Genomic DNA, 16,497 nt, shown 5'->3' on the forward strand with positions numbered 1-16,497 from the left:
ACTAATCCCCCCTTTCAGTTGAAAATACAGTCTATAAACATAAACCATTTGCTTGTATATTAAATAACTTTCTAATCTATGAAGGAACAAAAACAAAAGGCTTCTCTCCAAAGTATTACAGTTGAAAATACGCCAGACACTAAGAATTATTTCAAGCATGTGGAAAATCACTAAATATATTATTTTTCCAATTTACAAACCACTAATCATTGGGAGAAAAATTATTTAAACCACATTATAAAATAAATTTAAAAACCGAATATATTAATTTTAAGTTAATGTTGCTACAAACTAATAAAAAACGTTTTTAATACAGGTCAATCACTACTATAACAATATTAATCTTAATAAAGAGGTGGATAAAAATGAAAACATTTGATAAGTACTGTTCCTTTACTTTCTTTTCATACTTTGCAACATTTGCTATTGTAGTTCCGCTAACCGGTCTTTTTTTAAATCAATTACACTTTGGTAGCAAAGAGATAGGGATAATCCTTGGCATTTCAATCCTTGCCAGAATACTAGGACCATATGTATTCCTACTGATATCAAAACTAAATAGAAATTTAGCAAGCATATACCTTATACAATGCGTTCTCCTTTTAGTCGTTCTGTTTGTTGGTACTCAAGTTAAAAATAGCTTGGCTATAGTTATAGCACTCTCCTTACTAAATATTTTTTGGATATCTATTTTACCCAACATAGAAACAATTTCATTATCAAAGCTAAATGGTGACATGAAACGCTACTCAACCATTAGGATGTGGGGAAGCATCGGATTTATTTTCTTTTCAGTTTGGGCAAGTCATGCCCTTATTAAATTTGGTCCACTATCTTTTTGGTTTATATTAATATTTTTAGGGCTTATGTTGTTAATTTCCTCTACTCTACTAATTCGCCTTGAACCGATTGAGGTTACGAAAAAAAAATCAAAAAGTATTTTTATTGAAAAAAAACTTTTGCTTTTTTATTCTGTATTTTTCTTATTTGAATTAACACATGCACCTTATTATGGATTCTTTTCTATTAAGTTGTTGGAAAATAATTATACTGGTTTTGCAATAGGTTCATTAATTGCTTTTGCAGTTATATGTGAAATTGTTACTTTCGCTTATGGTCATAGGCTTCTAAAATATATGAATGTTTCATCTATTCTCTTATTGTGTTCTATTTTAGGTATTCTAAGATGGACATTAATAGAACTTTTTGTCGGAAGCATCACTTTATTAGTAATTTCACAGTTAATGCATGCTTTTACCTTTGCTTTATATCACATTTGTGCTATGAACATTTTAAGTTTAAATGCAGACCAAGATTTAATTAGCCAAAGACAAACTACCTACACAGTTCTTACCATGGGTATAGGTGCTGCATTAGGAGCTTACCTGTCTGGCTTGTTCTGGGACGCTAAAATTTTTCAATTCTCATCTTTCATATCAGTTGGAGTTAGTTCACTGGTTATTAGTATAATACTTATTTTATTAATAATGAAAAAAGAAGCAAACCAAACCCTAAATATTCCTACCGAGAATAATATGTAATTATATAGAAAACAATCCTTGTTGCAACAAGCCTAAGAAAACTACATGTAAAACATTAAATCATACATTTTAATCTTTAAAAACAAATTATCTTATTCAATACCAAAATCAGTTTTCTAAATTTTAAAAAATAAAATCATCTCAGAATTTCCGTATTTAAAAGAAAATTTATCAATACCTTTCTACAGTGAAAAAGTTTAATATATTAAAAAGGTTCCAATATAACCCTTATATTAAATTTTTTTGATACCGAAACCCTATTACTTTATAAGTGCCTTTTCATAAACACACATTAACAAGAATTAATTTTAAAACAAAAGTTTCTATGCACTTCATAAATCTTAAAGGAGGATAATTATGTATAATCATGTGATACAACTATTAGATCAAGCAAATATTTCTTATCAGCAATACAAGCATGAACCCAATCTGGATTATGATACAGATAGAGAAATACGAAAAAGATTTAATTTAGAAGGTGTTCCAAGTAAAAGTTTATTTCTAAAAGATAAAACCGGACATAATTATGTGCTAGTTACGATTGAAGGCGAAAAATTAGATTCAAAATCAATGAAAGAACTAATTGGCAAGAGGGTTTCAATTTGTTCATCTGAAGAGTTGGTTGAAAAGACTTCCTGTGTTCCCGGTTGTGTAGCCCCTTTTGGATATCAGGATGAGGTTACCCTTATTATAGATAAAAAGATCTATAATTATAATAAATTTCTACTATCTCCAGGTGTACCTGAGTTAACAATTGAGATACACACAGAGGATATCAATAAAATTTTAAATATAGTGAAAAACAACATTTTAATTTATGAAAACAATCAATGATTTTATACTTACAATAAGGAGGGATTACAGTGGTAATCCAATTAACCAAATCTTATTTGTATAATCAAAATAGAATTCTTGATGAAAAGAACAATGATTTCTTAGAAAACTGGAAAATACACGCTTACAACAGTTTCCACAAAAGTATTATGGATAATTCTAAACCGTTTCCTTGCTATTTTGCAGTAGATTCCGAAAAACATGGTTGGTCCAGATATCTTTTTATTGATTCAGCTTATGATCAAAAAGAGCTACTAAAGCTTAGAGATGGAATTTATGAATATATAAAGACATATCAGCAAATTGCCAAGCGGACCACGCTAGTGATATTCTTCAAACCCTCAAGTAAGCAATTACTAGCAGAAGAATATAAAAAACAATTTTGGAATGTACTACAATTTTTAATCGAAAATGATCCTGAACCATGGAATCCAGAAATCCCAACAGATCCTTACCATGCTAAATGGGAATTTTGTTTTGCTGGAGAACCTATATTTGTAGTTTGCCGAGCACCTATATATGCTGAAAGACAAAGCAGATATACAGAGAATGGTCTTGAAATTACCCTTCAACCCCGCGGAACCTTAGATGATATTACAGGTAATACCAAACAAGGAAAACAAGTCCGTAAAGTTATTAGGAAACGCTTATTAGCCTACGATAATATTTCAATGCATCCAGATATAGGTGATTATGGTGCTGAAAATTCACATGAGTGGAAACAGTATATTTTGCCTGAAACAAATGAAGAAAGCGTAATGAGATGTCCGATTACAGGTGTAAAAAAACATGATTAGCATGATCTTTAGTTATATACTGTTAGGTGTTTCCCTTTCTGCTCCTGTGGGCCCAATCAATGTGGCTCAAATAAATAAAGGCATTAAAAATGGATTTTGGAGTGCTTGGTTTGTTGGATTAGGTGCTATGTCAGCTGATGTAATTATGATGCTACTCATTTATTTTGGGGTTTCCACTTTTTTAACAACTCCAATTGCTCAACTCTGTATTTGGATTTTTGGTTTTATTACCATGCTTTACTTAGGATATGAAAGTATTAAGGATGCTCCTAAACAAGTAAAGCATTCTTTAACTGGTGAAAAAGAACATCCTCTAAAATCTTTTTTAGCAGGATTTGCAATTGCAATTTCAAATCCATTAAATATAGTATTTTGGATAGGAATTTACGGTTCTGTTCTTACTAGCGCAATAAATACAATTGGAAAAGAACAAGCTCTATGGTATAGTACAGCTATTTTTGCAGGTATTATGCTATGGGATTTATTCATGGCTACATCCATACATTTTGGTAGACGCTTTGTAAACGCTACTGTAATGAAATGGATTTCCATTTCAGCAGGTGTTATTTTAATCTGTTTTGGTATGTATTTTGGCTACCAAGCTGTGCTAACAATCCAACAGTTAATTTAAATAAAGTTGCGAAAATATCCCTTTGGAGTTGATAATCCAAAGGGATATTTGTCATTTAATAATTTAAAAATATATTAATTGATTTTTAAAGATTTAATTATGACTTAGGCTATATAATTCAGAAAGTTTCTCTAACCTATTTATGATCTCTATTTCATATTCTATGTCCATTGGAATACTTTCTTTAGAGAATGGCGCTAATTCTGGATGATGTCCAACCATTACTGAATATGCAGCATGTTCGAACATACTTATATCATTTGCATCATTTCCAAAGGCTACATATTCCCCTTCCTTAACCCCTAATACCTGTAGTGCATTCCATTTATGAATCCCCTTTGGACTAATATCTATTACATTCTCATTTCTATGTTTATGTACTACAACATCTAATAAACTTAGACTCTGAGATAGTTCTTCCATGTTGCTCGCTGTAAGGATTAAAATCTTAACTATAGAATTTAAAGAAGTCACCTTAACAGATTTAGCAAGTTTAGCTGGATCTAGATTATTAAGTATAGAATGATTATCCGGACCAGTATATGCATAATCCCAATCACCATCAATTAAATACGTTGCTTGAAATTCATTTATCAAAGCAAGAATCTTTTTTAGTTGCGATTTCTCGAACTCTTTCGAATAAATTAATTTTCCATTTTGAGAAATTAAAGATCCATTTCCACCAATCAATGTATATTCGTGAAAACGTGGATGTATCACAGGTAGCATATCACGAATAGGTCTTGCAGAAGCAAATATAACTTCGTGACCATTTTTACTAATTTTATCTAAACATGCAAGAATTTTTTCCGAAACTGGTTTTCCCTTGAAGCAAATTGTACCATCTAAATCAAAGACAAATTTCAAAATTTGCACTCCCCTTCTTATTTTTCCTAGATTATATAATAACTCAAAAATAAACAACGTGATTTTACTTTAAGTTACTTACAGCTATTCACTTTACCCAATGCTGATCTATCATCTACATTCTCTTCTGCTTATCTATAATGTCTTTAAATAAATCAAACATAAATTTAATAGACTATGTAGATTTTTTAAATTATTAACAAAGAAAACATATCATATCAATTCTATTAATTGCAAAATTATTTTTTTCTTTATTTTCAGGATAAAAACCTTTTGAACGCTTTATTTCTTAGTCACAACCCTTGATATTCTTACAATGTAATAAATGATTTTCACTTCATTAACTATAAAAATTATCATCTTAATAAACCAAATAATGAATATTCTGAATTAACTAAACAAATATATATCCAGCTACGTTTAGTTATTTTTAGTTATGTTTAGTTATGTTTAGTTAAAATAAGTGTTGTTTTATAACTGAATTTATTGTTTAATATAATTTAGTTATAACTGGAAAATAGGTCCGTATCTATAAATATATATTTTTCAAGCATTATTTTCTCTTTTCTCATCCAACAACCAGATCACTCACAAAAATATGAAATATCAATTACAAGAAAATTAATATTACAAATAAAAGTGAATCTAGGAGTGACGAAATGACTAACAATACTATAAAAAAAATTATCGAAGATAGATATAAATTTTATACAGAGGCCTTAGCTACAGAAAATATTATTTGGGATAAAGAACTCAATGCATGGCTTGTTTTTGATTACACCAATATCACCCAACTACTAAAAGATTCTCGATTAAAGGCTAATCGAAAAAAACAATTCATCGAAAAGCTAGATATACCTGTTGAGTATAAAGATAAACTCTCTAATTTTTACTCTAGATGGTTAATGTATATGGATAATCCTGAGCATAAAGAATTGCGTAAACATGTACAAGTACCTATCAATTTAACAAACTCTATTATAGAAGACTTAGCTAAATCTTCTACACTCAAAGTATTGAATGCTCTGAACAAAGATACTGAATTCGTTGACGTTGTCAATGAAATAGCTATACCGTTTACAGAAAATACTCTCGCTAATTTATTGGGTCTAGATGTAAAAGATTATAAACTAATTCTACAAGAAGCTTTTAAAGCTGTGGATTTCCTTTGGATTCCTGTTCCTAGTTTCGAAGATTCACAAAAAACTGTTCACTCTATTGACAAAACCTACAGTATTATTTCTGAAATTCGCGACCAACAAAGATACGAAAAAAACGGTTTATTTGATTTAATACTAAAAAATGTAGATCAAGTCGAAGATAGTTTGGCACTAATAGCAAATGTAACAGTAGATGGACATGAACCATTTCTTAGTGCTGTAAAAACATTAATGTATCTTTACATACAAAAGCAGAATGATAAATTACCTCAAAATAATCCTTACAGTTTACTAACAGTAGAAAATATGGTTGAAGAATCTTTAAGAATGGAATGCCCTTTTCCCTATTGTGCACGTGTTGCCAATGAAGATATACCTTTAGAAGATAAGCTCATTAATAAAGGTGACAGAATTATTTTATTTATCTCTTCTGGAAATAGAGATCGGAGTAAATATGAAAACCCAAATGAATGCCAAAAGCGATCAAATACCCCTCCAATCTTAAGTTTTGGAGTTGGTTCTCATTACTGTGCCGGTGCAAATCTAACAAAAAAATCACTAAAAGTATTTTTAAATACCATACAACCTTTTATAGAAGATAAGTCACTTATTATTGACCATTTAGAATGGAACGATACTTTTGGATTTAGAACAATTTCAACTTTGAAAGTTACAATAAAAACGAAGTACCCAGTCAATGTATAAAAAATTTGAACAGAGGAGACTTATGTCATGACAGAATGGATTTATACTCACTTTAATATGACACACTACAATACAACCATAAAAAAAGAATTACTAGCTGCTTTAACAAGTTTCTTCACTGTTTCATATATAGTGATTGTAAATGCCTCCATATTAAGAGATGCAGGAATTAGTACAGAGGCATCTGTAGTAGCCACTACTCTTACATGCTTTTTAGGTTGTCTTATAATAGGATTTTGGGCAAATTCCCCTCTCGTAATTATCCCTGGAATGGGGGAAAATATTTTCTTTTCCTACACAATTGTTCAATCTCTAGGACTAAATTGGCAGGAAGCTTTAGGAGTCGTATTAGTATCAGGCATTATTTTCACTCTGATTACATTTACACCTTTTTCTAGACTTTTAATCAACTCTATTCCACATTCCTTAAAAAATGCTATTACTGTAGGGATTGGCCTATTTTTGACCTTTATCGGACTTCAAAAAGGTGGACTTATTACAGATTCTTCTGTAACGATAATAGGATTGGATAACCTATTTAAAGCAAATACATTACTTACAATTTTCACTCTGGCATTAGCTGTAATCCTTTTTATTTATAATATTAGAGGTGGATTTTTAATCGTTATAGGAATTAGTACATTAGTTGCAGCCCTCTGTGGCATAACAAAATTAGATCCTTCTTATAATATGGGATCTTTATATGAGCATTACCCAGCTGTGTTCAATGCTTTTTCTTTTGCACAAGTAAAAAATGCATCCTTTTGGACAGCTACCTTTTCTTTAACAATGATTCTACTATTTCAAAATCTAGGAACCATACAAAGTTTTGAAAATGACAATAAACGTTTCAATCGAGCTTATCAGGCAACCGGGATGTCCAACATTTTTGCTGGGATTTTTGGGACTAGTTCTACTGTAGCTGGTTTAGAAAGTGCTGTGGGAATAGCTGCTGGTGCAAAAACCGGTTTATCCTCTATTTTTGTTGGATTACTATTTCTTATCTCTTTTTTCTTTATGCCTTTTATAAAAATGATTCCAGATGGAGCCGTTGCACCTATTCTAATTATCATTGGAAGTTTAATGTTAAAAAGCATAAAAGAGATTGACTTTGATGATTTCTCGGAATATTTCCCTGCCTTCCTTACAATTATTATGATTCCACTGACTTACAATATAGCTGACGGTATAGCGTTTGGTTTTATATTTTATCCAGTAATAAAACTTCTAACTGGAAAAAGAAAAGAATTAAACAAAACTATTTGTGTTATCGGTCTATTATTCTTATTAAACTACTTATTATCCTATTAATTAGTAATTCTTTATACATAGAAAAAGACTGCTTTATATATAAAGCAGTCTTTTTCTATGTATAAATCCCATCTATAAACAGATAACAAGCTTTTTATGTCTCATTACTATAAATAAAAAAAGATATTAAATCTACCTAAAAAGATTCGTATATCGTGTTTCCTGTCAATGTTAAATCATATCCTCCAATAGACTCTAGTTCCTGTTTAAAATCTGTTGAATGCAGTATTTCTTTAATTTCATTAATAATTTTAACAGTATTTTCATTTTTTAAGATAATAAGATCATACTGTTCCTTTATTAATGGAACGAATTCAACCTTTGTTATATTGGCAACATTCTCAATCCCTATTCCCACATCCGCTTTATTCATAGCTACACTAGTTGCAATACTAAAGTGGCTACTTTCTTCGTAATCATAACCTTTAATCTTTGTTCTATGTATATTATGAATACGTAACTGTTCATCTAATAAAACGCGTATACCCGCTCCAACTTCTCTATTCACTATCTTTACATCTTCTCTGCATAAATCTTCCCAAGTTTTGATATTCTTCGGATTACCTTTTTGTACATAAAATCCTACATTCCTTAAAAGTAAATTAAAGATTATATACTGGGAATTTGTTAAGATTCTTTTAGTATAGGGAATGTTGTATTCTTTAGTATCACCATCAAATAGATGTAGACTGACTATACTTCCTTCACCTTTATACAAACGAATCAAACTTGTAAGACTTCCATCATAAGCTCTTAGCATTCTTTTCCCCATACTACTCTCCATATATTTTCCTAGTATGTCCAATGCCATATCTTGCCCACTAATTACAATTGCATTCGTTAAATTATGTTTTTCAGATAATTGAGCGGAATTTTTTAGGCTCCCCGTTTTACTTTGCTCTATGTATTTCTGTAGATCTTCTACATCAATTCGAACTTGCCTACCTATTCGATAAGATGGCAATTCCCCTCTTTTGATAAGTTCATAAACAGTTAATTTAGATATTTTCAACTTCTTTGCAGCTTCTTCTGCTGTATATGACTCGTTCAAAGTTTCAGTCCCCCAATCTCTTAAATTTATCATATAACATTTGTCTCTATTTTTCCAAGAAGTATATTTGTAGCAAATAGAATACCCTTAAATTAATTTTTTATAAACTGAACTATTTCTTTTATCCTGTACTAATCACGTACTTAATTTTTAAAAAGAATACTGTTTTTTAGTTCTCCTCATTTTTTTCATAAAAACATCAGTTTAAAGCTCTTCTTCTCACTTTTCACGAGCTATTAATTAAAACTGAAGTGACCTACGTTTCAGAGAATTTATTTCTCAACATAAGACACCTAGAATTTTAAATAGTTAAATGGTAATATTTAGACATCTCAATTACGCTATTTCTTGTAGCTAGGGCTTGTTTCAAGGACAGGCTCTTTTTTTATGGATTTTTAAACATTTCTATTTCCTTTAGTTTTTTTATAATTCCAGTATATAAACACCACTCTTTACTTTTATATCCTATTGAACCGTATTCTGTGCAATTTACACTGAACTTGAATTCTTCTTATAAGAATTGGCCGTTGGTGATTTGAAGCATGGAGATACTTTTGACATTACAACTTATACAGGTGGTAAAGATATATCGATTAAATGCAGTTGAATCTAAAATACAAATACGCTTAAAAACAGAAGTATATGGAGAAGAAAACTGTATAGATGGGGTCAATTTTCGGCTTAGTAGTTCAGCTAGTATGTGTTGTAAAAATTGGACGGCCGCTTGATTAAATCGTTGATGCTTCTAAACAGCTAGTTAACTGAGTTAAAGAAGTAGTAGCAACATTTTGGCTCATCCATACACATAAGGCGACTAAATCCTTTGCTTTGTACTTACTAGTTCGTTGCACAAAACCAACATATCTAGCAAGATCTCGTAAGATATTTGGGGATAAAAAGCTTTGAATTTCTTGAGCAAATAGTTGTAATTCGTCAGATATAGAAACAAACATACAAAAACGCCATCCTTTCCTATGATTCTACAGAAAGAATAGCGTATTTTTTCATTATAGGCGTTATAAAATTATTAAGTTAATGGATATGGATGGGACCTCTAGAATTTAATAATCTATTCATATCAATAAATTAGAATAACGATATTAAATGTAAATTAAGCCGTTCTAACCTTCTGTCTACCATTTTTTAATTTAGAAAATGGTAACAATTTCTTAAAATATACTATTAGAGTCTAGATGTTTTAAATAAAAATTTATATAAAATGTAGAAGAAGACAGCCGTTAGGGCGCCTTGCCATAAACTTATGTTATATGAAAGAAATGGATGTTTTTTAAAGAAAATATATATGAGTATTGCAGAGCCAAATGGGATAGAAACTGCTAATCCAAATGAAATCCGGCTTTTCCAATTCATTTTTACATCAAAAGAAAAACCTTTTAATATATGAAAAATAATATAAATGCCCCCAGTAAGGATTGTGACAGATAATAAAGTACCTAATATATCAAATGATACACCTTGAAGTGCATGTTTTTTGGGAGAAACTGAAATTATCATTGCGGATATAGTATCTATTCCAAATTGAATAGCCAATAATAGACTTACAATAAAGCCTATAGATGCAAATTTTTCAAACATTGTTTGCTTAGGTAACGCAGTAATTAATTCGTCACAATATGCTTGTAAATCATCTCCAAAAATATCGTAAGCCGTTTTACCTTCTTTTTGAGACTCTAGAAGATGATCTAAAATCTCTAATAATAGTTCTTCCGATTGTTGTTCCGGAACATTGGAACAACGTATATACACCAAGATGTTCCCATAAGCCAATTCATTTTCTTTTGTTAGTAGTTTTCTTTTTTCATTGTTAACTTTGATCATTTCCTCAGGTTTCACTTTCTTTTCTCCCCTTTAATAACTGATTTACAGTTGTCGATACCATACCCCAACTTTCCTTAAATAACTCTAATTGATCTAACCCCTTCTTTGTTAAGTGATAATACTTACGCTTAGGTCCTAAATTAGAAGCTTTTAAAGTTCCCTCAATGAGTTTTTCTTTCTGCATGCGTAATAAAAGTGGATAAATACTGCCTTCGCTTACAAATGTAAAACCATATTGATTTAACTTTGCGCTTAGTTCATACCCATATACCTCGTCTTGTGAGATGATATATAAAATACAGCCTTCTAATACACCCTTTAGCATTTGGCTATGCATCAATTCATCTCCTTTTAGTATGTTGCTATACAAGCTACCTTACTTTTAAAGTATAGCATCAAGTAACTTGTTATGCAAGTTACTTGACAGTTTTTAAACAAATAGTAAAAATAAGATGTAAATTGCTTTTGATCAATATTTTAAGTTTAATTCTTGAACCACAATGTAATATTTCAATTTTAAATTAAGAACCTTAAATTAATTCAATACATTTTTTATTAGTAAGATCCCGTCTCATCGCCATTAAGTTGAAAATTAATTGTTGCACAAAACGTAAAAAACGAACCGAATTCACATAAATAACTGTAGAGAAATCAAATTTTCGTTTTGGGGGTACTTCAAAATATTAGCTTGATAGCGATGCGGCGGTACCCCTCTTAGTTGTATAAATGATAGTAAAAACAAAAAAGACATAAATTAACGTAGATAGATAATTTATGTCTTTTTTAACTAAAACTAAATTATTTTATGATTTAGTTTTGTGAAGTCTGATAGTCTTTTATTTTTTGGTTAATAGCAGATGCAATGAATTCTTCAATGGTAGTGTTGGTCTCTTCTACTATTTTATTAATTGCTTGATATTCTTTGCTAGAAAGTGTAACTGGTTTTGTCACGCTACTACTATCTAAATATATACTATTATTTACACGCTTTATTAATTTTCCTTCTATTATATATGGTGTTAAGTATTCTATCCATTCCATTTGCATACCCATAGGTAATTCAATAAGAGATTGGCGTATATCGAAATACCAAAAATCCTCCTCTTCTGAAACCTTTAGGTTTCTTGGTGATACGTACTGAAGGATTAAGTCAATCAATTGGAAAGAGTTGCTGCGTAATTGATCGGACTTAGGTAAACGGAATTTAACAAACCTTTGATGATGACTACGTGGTTTATCAGGTAGATCGTATGCTGGTACGAATCCTGATTTAATAGCTTCATTTAAGGTGAACTCACTTCCAAATTCATCAATCAACATAATATCACCACGCTTAGGAATAGAAATGACCCTTGCTATCGTATTACTTTGAATATATTTATGGAAAAGGACTGTATTATACTTTTGTGAGTATGTATATAGCGTGTTTTCTTGATCAAATTGTTTTATAACTTGAAGTAACTCTTCTTCTCTAATGAATTTTGTTTCGCGGTTACGATGTTCCCGTATAGTAGCGGCTAATTCCCCATCCCCTAACCATTTTTCTAATTGATATGTGCTTATACCATATTTTTTACTAGCTTGGTAAAGGGTAATACCTTCGGTTTCTCTTCCCTTTTTAATTGTTTCCACATCTTCTCTTTTGAAAAGGAAACTTCCATCTAAACGCCATGTATCCTTATTGATTGGTACTAATTCTTCCTGTTTGATTAAATTATTAACAACGAAATTACTAACTTCTAAATATTCCCTCACTTCGTTTGTATTCATAATCATTTGCTGATTCTCACTCATATTTCCTCTCCTCTTATATTTCATTTATATGTATTTTAAAAATCATTTAAGTCTAATTTTAATTTTAAATAATATATAACTTTAATTCATTATAACATATGTAAAGTTTAATCTTTTTACAAAATTTAATAAAAACGTTTTATATTTACTAATTAAATTATTTTTTATATTTATTTAAAAATAATAACAAAAATAATTATATAAGTTAGATTAATATAACCATAGAAAATGGGCGTTTTTCTATGGTTGTTATAGCTTTTCATTTTTATAAAATTTAATTTTACTATGTAACTAATTTTGAATGTAATTCAGTTATAATAATAAATATAAAAAGAATTAATAAGGAGTTGAAGGATAATGATATTTGAATTGAATTCAATTCATAATGAAACTTCTTTAGAAAACATAGAGAAACAAAAACAAAAATTCACAAACATAATTGCATTATGGAATCGTGATTATATAAATGAAGCTGAATTTAAAAAAGAAAATAATGAAAGAAAAGATACCTATACATATGAGGGATTTTCTGATGAAGAGATATTATATTACTACTTAAACCGGCAAACGCATTTTGATCAAGAGAAACGTATCAAAGATGTTTCTAGAATTCTATATGCACGTGATCTAAGTCAGTTTTACTTTTTTGTCAAACAGAGTACGGATTTTTTGCAGAAAGATGTAACAGATTTTGAAGTTGGACAAGTCTGGAGGAATTTAAGAAAACGGCATATCCGTAACTATCAAAAATGGTTATCCCAGGAGGCAATCTCTTATCAATCAAAAGAAAAATACAAAACATCTACAATTAGTAGAAAACTTGGTGTAATCCGTTCCTATTTGAAATGGCTATATGAAATTCAATATATCCAGGAGCCTCTTCATATAGAAATTTTAAGTACGACGGTGAATAAACAATATAAACCAAAGCGTGAGTTATCATATGGAGAAGTCAAGCAGCTTCTTTATTATTATAAGGATAATGAAATCAATTATGCCTTACTATCGGTCCTATCTACCACAGGGTTACGTGTTGCGGAAGTAGCGCATGCAAAATGGGAAGATCTTGAATATGATGATATACGTGGACGTTATTATTTAACAGTTGATACAAAGGGAGATAATGAACGGATTGTTTCTATTAATAAGGAAATTTTTAATCGTATTGTTGCGTTTCGACTCCGTAGGAGATTACCTATAGATATAGGAAATAAAAATGGCGGGACCATTTTCCAAACGAAAAACCATACTGCTTATAGAGAAAATTACTTATCACAATATATTTCTAAGATTATAAGAGATACTAAGTTATCCTTTACGGAGAATATAAGAATTACTCCCCACTTTTTTAGACATTTTTATGTACAGTATTTATATGATTACAAGGGACTTGCACCTCATGTAATAGCAGCGGCAGTTGGTCATAAAAACGATCGGACTACGAAAGAAAATTATTTGAAGCAGAGATTAACTAAAGATAACGATGCTGGAAATTTAATTGGTGATGGAGAATTTTAATGTGTAATTAATATACAATAAATTAGAAATAGGACAAGATGAAACCAAGATATGGTTTCATCTTCCCATTCACTCAAAGAATTTATTAATTTAACATGAGTATGATATGCAAAAAAGACCTTTCATGCTTGAAGTGCACCCCAATTGTTAGACACATAATTAACAATTGGAGGTGCACTTTTTATGGCTAAATTTTCTTCAAAAGATAAAATACAAGCAGTAAAACGATATCTAGAAGGTACAGAAGGCGGAAAAACCATTGCTAATTCTATAGGGGTTCATCCTAGAGAACTTTATCAATGGATTAAACGGTTTGAATTTTCAGGGGAAAAGGCGTTTGAAAAACGCTATACAACTTACTCTCTCGAGTATAAACTAGATGTAATTCATTATATGAATGAAAATGGGACATCTCTGAGAGAAACAGCTGCTTTTTTTAATATTCCTTCTTGCGAAACACTCCGAAAATGGAAAGTAGCTTATGAAACAGAAGGATTAGATGCCCTAAAATCAAAGAAAAAGGGGCGTCTAACCATGGCCAAAGAAAAAGCTAAGCTACAACATTTAAAACAAAACGAAGTATCTCTTGAAGGTTCTATAGAAGCGCTACAAGCAGAGAATGAACGTCTGCGTATGGAAAATGACTATTTAAAAAAGTTAAATGCCTTAGTTCAAAAGAAGAAAACATCACAGACCAAGACAAAGCGCAATTGATTTATGAATTAAGGCATAAATACAAGGTCGTTGACCTTGTGAAAGTCGCTAATATCGCTCGTAGTACGTATTATTACTGGATGAAACAAGCGAAACGTCCAGATAAATATAAGAAAGTTAAAGAATTAATTAAAGAGATCTTTAGTGAGAATTTTGGGAGGTATGGTTATCGTCGTATTACATTGGAATTACGTAATCGAGGCCATGCATTAAATCATAAAACCGTTCGACGTTTAATGAATATCCTGGGATTAAAATGTCTTGTTCGATTAAAAAAATATCGTTCATATAAAGGGACTGTCGGGAAATTCGCTCCTAATATTTTAAAACGTAATTTTCACGCATCAAAACCAAATGAAAAATGGGTAACAGATGTGACGGAGTTTCACTTACATGGTAAAAAACTATATCTATCACCCATTTTAGACTTATATAACGGAGAAATTATAGCTTACAATATAGAACATAGACCTGCCTATTCCCTTGTTTCTAAAATGTTAAATAAGGCGTTTCAACGTTTGAATGATAAGGAAACTCCTATTTTACACTCGGATCAAGGTTGGCATTATCAAATGCGACAATATCATCAGTCGCTTAAAAAACATAACGTTATCCAAAGTATGTCCCGTAAGGGAAATTGCTTAGATAATGCAGTCATGGAAAATTTCTTTGGCTTATTAAAGTCTGAATTACTTTATCTTAAAGAGTTTGAAAGTATGGAACAATTTAAGCAAGAACTAGAAACTTATATTCATTACTACAATCACAAAAGAATTAAAACAAAACTAAAAGGATTGTCCCCTGTGCAATACAGAGTTCAATCCTTAGTAGCTGCTTAATATATTTGTCTAATTTTTGGGGTTCAGTTCAGCTTTGAAAGGTCTTTTTCATTTGATTATTCACCTGTTTCAGCGAATCGCTTAATACGTGCACCGATTTCATCACGAACACGTTGAAATTCAGCCCACTCTTTTCCAGCGGGATCATCGAATCCCCAATGAACACGATTCACATGCGGAGGTGTAGACGGACACACAGAATCCGCATGACTACAAAGAGTCACCACTAAATCAGCGCTATTTAAAATGTTTGAATCAATAATATCTGATGTTTGATTTGTTATGTCGATATCCACTTCTTTCATGGCTTTAATAGCATTCGGATTCACGCCATGCGCTTCGATTCCTGCGGAATATACATTCCACTTATCACCTAGGTATTGTTTCCCAAAAGCTTCTGCCATTTGGCTGCGGCACGAGTTTCCCGTGCATAAAAAGTAGATCGTCTTTTTGTTTTCCATGTTGTTTTCCACCTTTGTTTTTTAATTTATATTGATTGGTCATTAAAGTATTTGCGTTTAAACCAAAAAGCAACATTTACAAGTGCAATCATTACAGGTACTTCGACTAATGGCCCAATGACAGCTGCAAATGCTGCACCTGAATGAATACCAAAGACCCCAACAGCCACAGCAATTGCTAATTCAAAGTTATTGCTACCCGCCGTAAATGCTAATGTTGTAGTCACTGAATAGTTTGCACCGATTTTTCTTCCCATAAGGGGTCACCATATCAAAAAAAGAAAATTGTACGTTTAGACACATTTTTGACACAAATCAACCGATTCCCTGTACGTTAAGGAATCGGTTACTTACTTTACTACTTTTTTATATAATTTTTGTCTCGTAATGGTCTTAGATTATTAAAATTTGTTTTTTCATTTAAGTTCCAAACAT

The 16,497-nt window shown here is 30.7% G+C and carries 14 protein-coding genes and 2 pseudogenes; 8 read left to right on the plus strand and 8 right to left on the minus strand.

What is annotated here, in order from left to right:
• Positions 1-365: 365 nt before the first annotated feature.
• From JDS95_RS27535 to JDS95_RS27550, 4 genes are all read left to right on the plus strand, one after another.
• Positions 366-1,541, plus strand: coding sequence for an MFS transporter (locus tag JDS95_RS27535; RefSeq protein ID WP_000846437.1), 1,176 nt, complete (start codon positions 366-368; stop codon positions 1,539-1,541).
• A gap of 357 nt (positions 1,542-1,898) precedes the next feature.
• Positions 1,899-2,375 carry a YbaK/EbsC family protein gene (locus JDS95_RS27540; protein WP_000282323.1) on the plus strand — a complete coding sequence of 159 codons (477 nt, stop codon included), beginning with the start codon at positions 1,899-1,901 and terminating at the stop codon, positions 2,373-2,375.
• A gap of 29 nt (positions 2,376-2,404) precedes the next feature.
• Positions 2,405-3,172 (plus strand): YqcI/YcgG family protein, encoded by a 768-nt coding sequence (locus JDS95_RS27545; RefSeq protein WP_000236658.1) that lies wholly within the window; start codon positions 2,405-2,407, stop codon positions 3,170-3,172.
• Positions 3,165-3,803, plus strand: a complete 639-nt coding sequence (locus JDS95_RS27550) for a LysE family translocator (RefSeq protein ID WP_000624907.1) — start codon at positions 3,165-3,167, stop codon at positions 3,801-3,803. Before JDS95_RS27545 ends, JDS95_RS27550 begins: the two co-directional genes overlap by 8 nt.
• Before the next feature lie 93 nt (positions 3,804-3,896).
• Here JDS95_RS27550 and JDS95_RS27555 read toward each other — a convergent pair whose 3' ends face one another.
• The gene (locus tag JDS95_RS27555; RefSeq protein WP_000673599.1) at positions 3,897-4,670 is read right to left on the minus strand and encodes an HAD-IIB family hydrolase; all 774 of its coding nucleotides are present in this window, start codon (positions 4,668-4,670) and stop codon (positions 3,897-3,899) included.
• 659 nt (positions 4,671-5,329) lie between these two features.
• On the opposite strand from JDS95_RS27555, the gene JDS95_RS27560 reads away from it, so the two are divergent.
• Both JDS95_RS27560 and JDS95_RS27565 read left to right on the plus strand, forming a co-directional pair.
• Entirely contained in the window at positions 5,330-6,535 is a 1,206-nt protein-coding gene (locus JDS95_RS27560; protein ID WP_000184029.1) for a cytochrome P450, read from the plus strand.
• A 27-nt stretch (positions 6,536-6,562) separates the two neighbouring features.
• Positions 6,563-7,846 carry an NCS2 family permease gene (locus JDS95_RS27565; protein ID WP_000141339.1) on the plus strand — a complete coding sequence of 428 codons (1,284 nt, stop codon included), beginning with the start codon at positions 6,563-6,565 and terminating at the stop codon, positions 7,844-7,846.
• A 136-nt stretch (positions 7,847-7,982) separates the two neighbouring features.
• Here JDS95_RS27565 and JDS95_RS27570 read toward each other — a convergent pair whose 3' ends face one another.
• The 5 genes and pseudogenes from JDS95_RS27570 to JDS95_RS27595 form a co-directional block, all read right to left on the minus strand.
• Positions 7,983-8,930 (minus strand): helix-turn-helix transcriptional regulator, encoded by a 948-nt coding sequence (locus JDS95_RS27570; RefSeq protein ID WP_000609184.1) that lies wholly within the window; start codon positions 8,928-8,930, stop codon positions 7,983-7,985.
• 481 nt (positions 8,931-9,411) lie between these two features.
• A pseudogene (locus JDS95_RS27580) lies at positions 9,412-9,850 on the minus strand (IS4 family transposase); the annotation flags it as partial.
• Between the two features lie 229 nt (positions 9,851-10,079).
• The gene (locus JDS95_RS27585) at positions 10,080-10,751 is read right to left on the minus strand and encodes a DUF1129 domain-containing protein (protein WP_000801535.1); all 672 of its coding nucleotides are present in this window, start codon (positions 10,749-10,751) and stop codon (positions 10,080-10,082) included.
• Positions 10,741-11,073 carry a PadR family transcriptional regulator gene (locus tag JDS95_RS27590; RefSeq protein ID WP_000556075.1) on the minus strand — a complete coding sequence of 111 codons (333 nt, stop codon included), beginning with the start codon at positions 11,071-11,073 and terminating at the stop codon, positions 10,741-10,743. Before JDS95_RS27590 ends, JDS95_RS27585 begins: the two co-directional genes overlap by 11 nt.
• Positions 11,074-11,546: 473 nt before the next feature.
• Entirely contained in the window at positions 11,547-12,530 is a 984-nt protein-coding gene (locus JDS95_RS27595) for a hypothetical protein (RefSeq protein WP_001293862.1), read from the minus strand.
• A gap of 357 nt (positions 12,531-12,887) precedes the next feature.
• Between JDS95_RS27595 and JDS95_RS27600 the strand changes: the two genes are divergently transcribed.
• On the plus strand, positions 12,888-14,048 hold the full coding sequence (locus JDS95_RS27600) for a tyrosine-type recombinase/integrase (protein ID WP_000575729.1): 1,161 nt from the start codon (positions 12,888-12,890) through the stop codon (positions 14,046-14,048).
• 183 nt (positions 14,049-14,231) lie between these two features.
• A protein-coding gene (locus tag JDS95_RS27605; RefSeq protein ID WP_098706280.1) for an IS3-like element ISBth167 family transposase occupies positions 14,232-15,601 on the plus strand; the annotation gives its coding sequence in 2 pieces (ribosomal slippage) (positions 14,232-14,697 and positions 14,697-15,601; 1,371 coding nt in all).
• Between the two features lie 56 nt (positions 15,602-15,657).
• Here the strand turns inward: JDS95_RS27605 and arsC are convergent.
• Both arsC and JDS95_RS27615 read right to left on the minus strand, forming a co-directional pair.
• The gene (arsC, locus tag JDS95_RS27610; protein WP_000428322.1) at positions 15,658-16,062 is read right to left on the minus strand and encodes an arsenate reductase (thioredoxin); all 405 of its coding nucleotides are present in this window, start codon (positions 16,060-16,062) and stop codon (positions 15,658-15,660) included.
• A 26-nt stretch (positions 16,063-16,088) separates the two neighbouring features.
• Positions 16,089-16,319 (minus strand): annotated as a pseudogene (locus JDS95_RS27615) (arsenic resistance protein); the annotation flags it as partial.
• Between the last annotated feature and the right edge of the window lie 178 nt (positions 16,320-16,497).

The sequence above is a fragment of the Bacillus cereus group sp. N24 genome (assembly GCF_016483345.1).
Taxonomy (GTDB): domain Bacteria; phylum Bacillota; class Bacilli; order Bacillales; family Bacillaceae_G; genus Bacillus_A; species Bacillus_A toyonensis.

Bases quoted from the DNA above. Each gene is read 5' to 3' on its own strand.
- JDS95_RS27565 (WP_000141339.1), top strand. From the start codon at position 6,563: ATGACAGAATGGATTTATACTCACTTTAATATGACACACTACAATACA.
- JDS95_RS27550 (WP_000624907.1), top strand. From the start codon at position 3,165: ATGATTAGCATGATCTTTAGTTATATACTGTTAGGTGTTTCCCTTTCT.
- JDS95_RS27535 (WP_000846437.1), top strand. From the start codon at position 366: ATGAAAACATTTGATAAGTACTGTTCCTTTACTTTCTTTTCATACTTT.
- JDS95_RS27540 (WP_000282323.1), top strand. From the start codon at position 1,899: ATGTATAATCATGTGATACAACTATTAGATCAAGCAAATATTTCTTAT.
- JDS95_RS27600 (WP_000575729.1), top strand. From the start codon at position 12,888: ATGATATTTGAATTGAATTCAATTCATAATGAAACTTCTTTAGAAAAC.
- JDS95_RS27570 (WP_000609184.1), bottom strand. From the start codon at position 8,930: ATGATAAATTTAAGAGATTGGGGGACTGAAACTTTGAACGAGTCATAT.
- JDS95_RS27560 (WP_000184029.1), top strand. From the start codon at position 5,330: ATGACTAACAATACTATAAAAAAAATTATCGAAGATAGATATAAATTT.
- JDS95_RS27595 (WP_001293862.1), bottom strand. From the start codon at position 12,530: ATGAGTGAGAATCAGCAAATGATTATGAATACAAACGAAGTGAGGGAA.
- JDS95_RS27590 (WP_000556075.1), bottom strand. From the start codon at position 11,073: ATGCATAGCCAAATGCTAAAGGGTGTATTAGAAGGCTGTATTTTATAT.
- arsC (WP_000428322.1), bottom strand. From the start codon at position 16,062: ATGGAAAACAAAAAGACGATCTACTTTTTATGCACGGGAAACTCGTGC.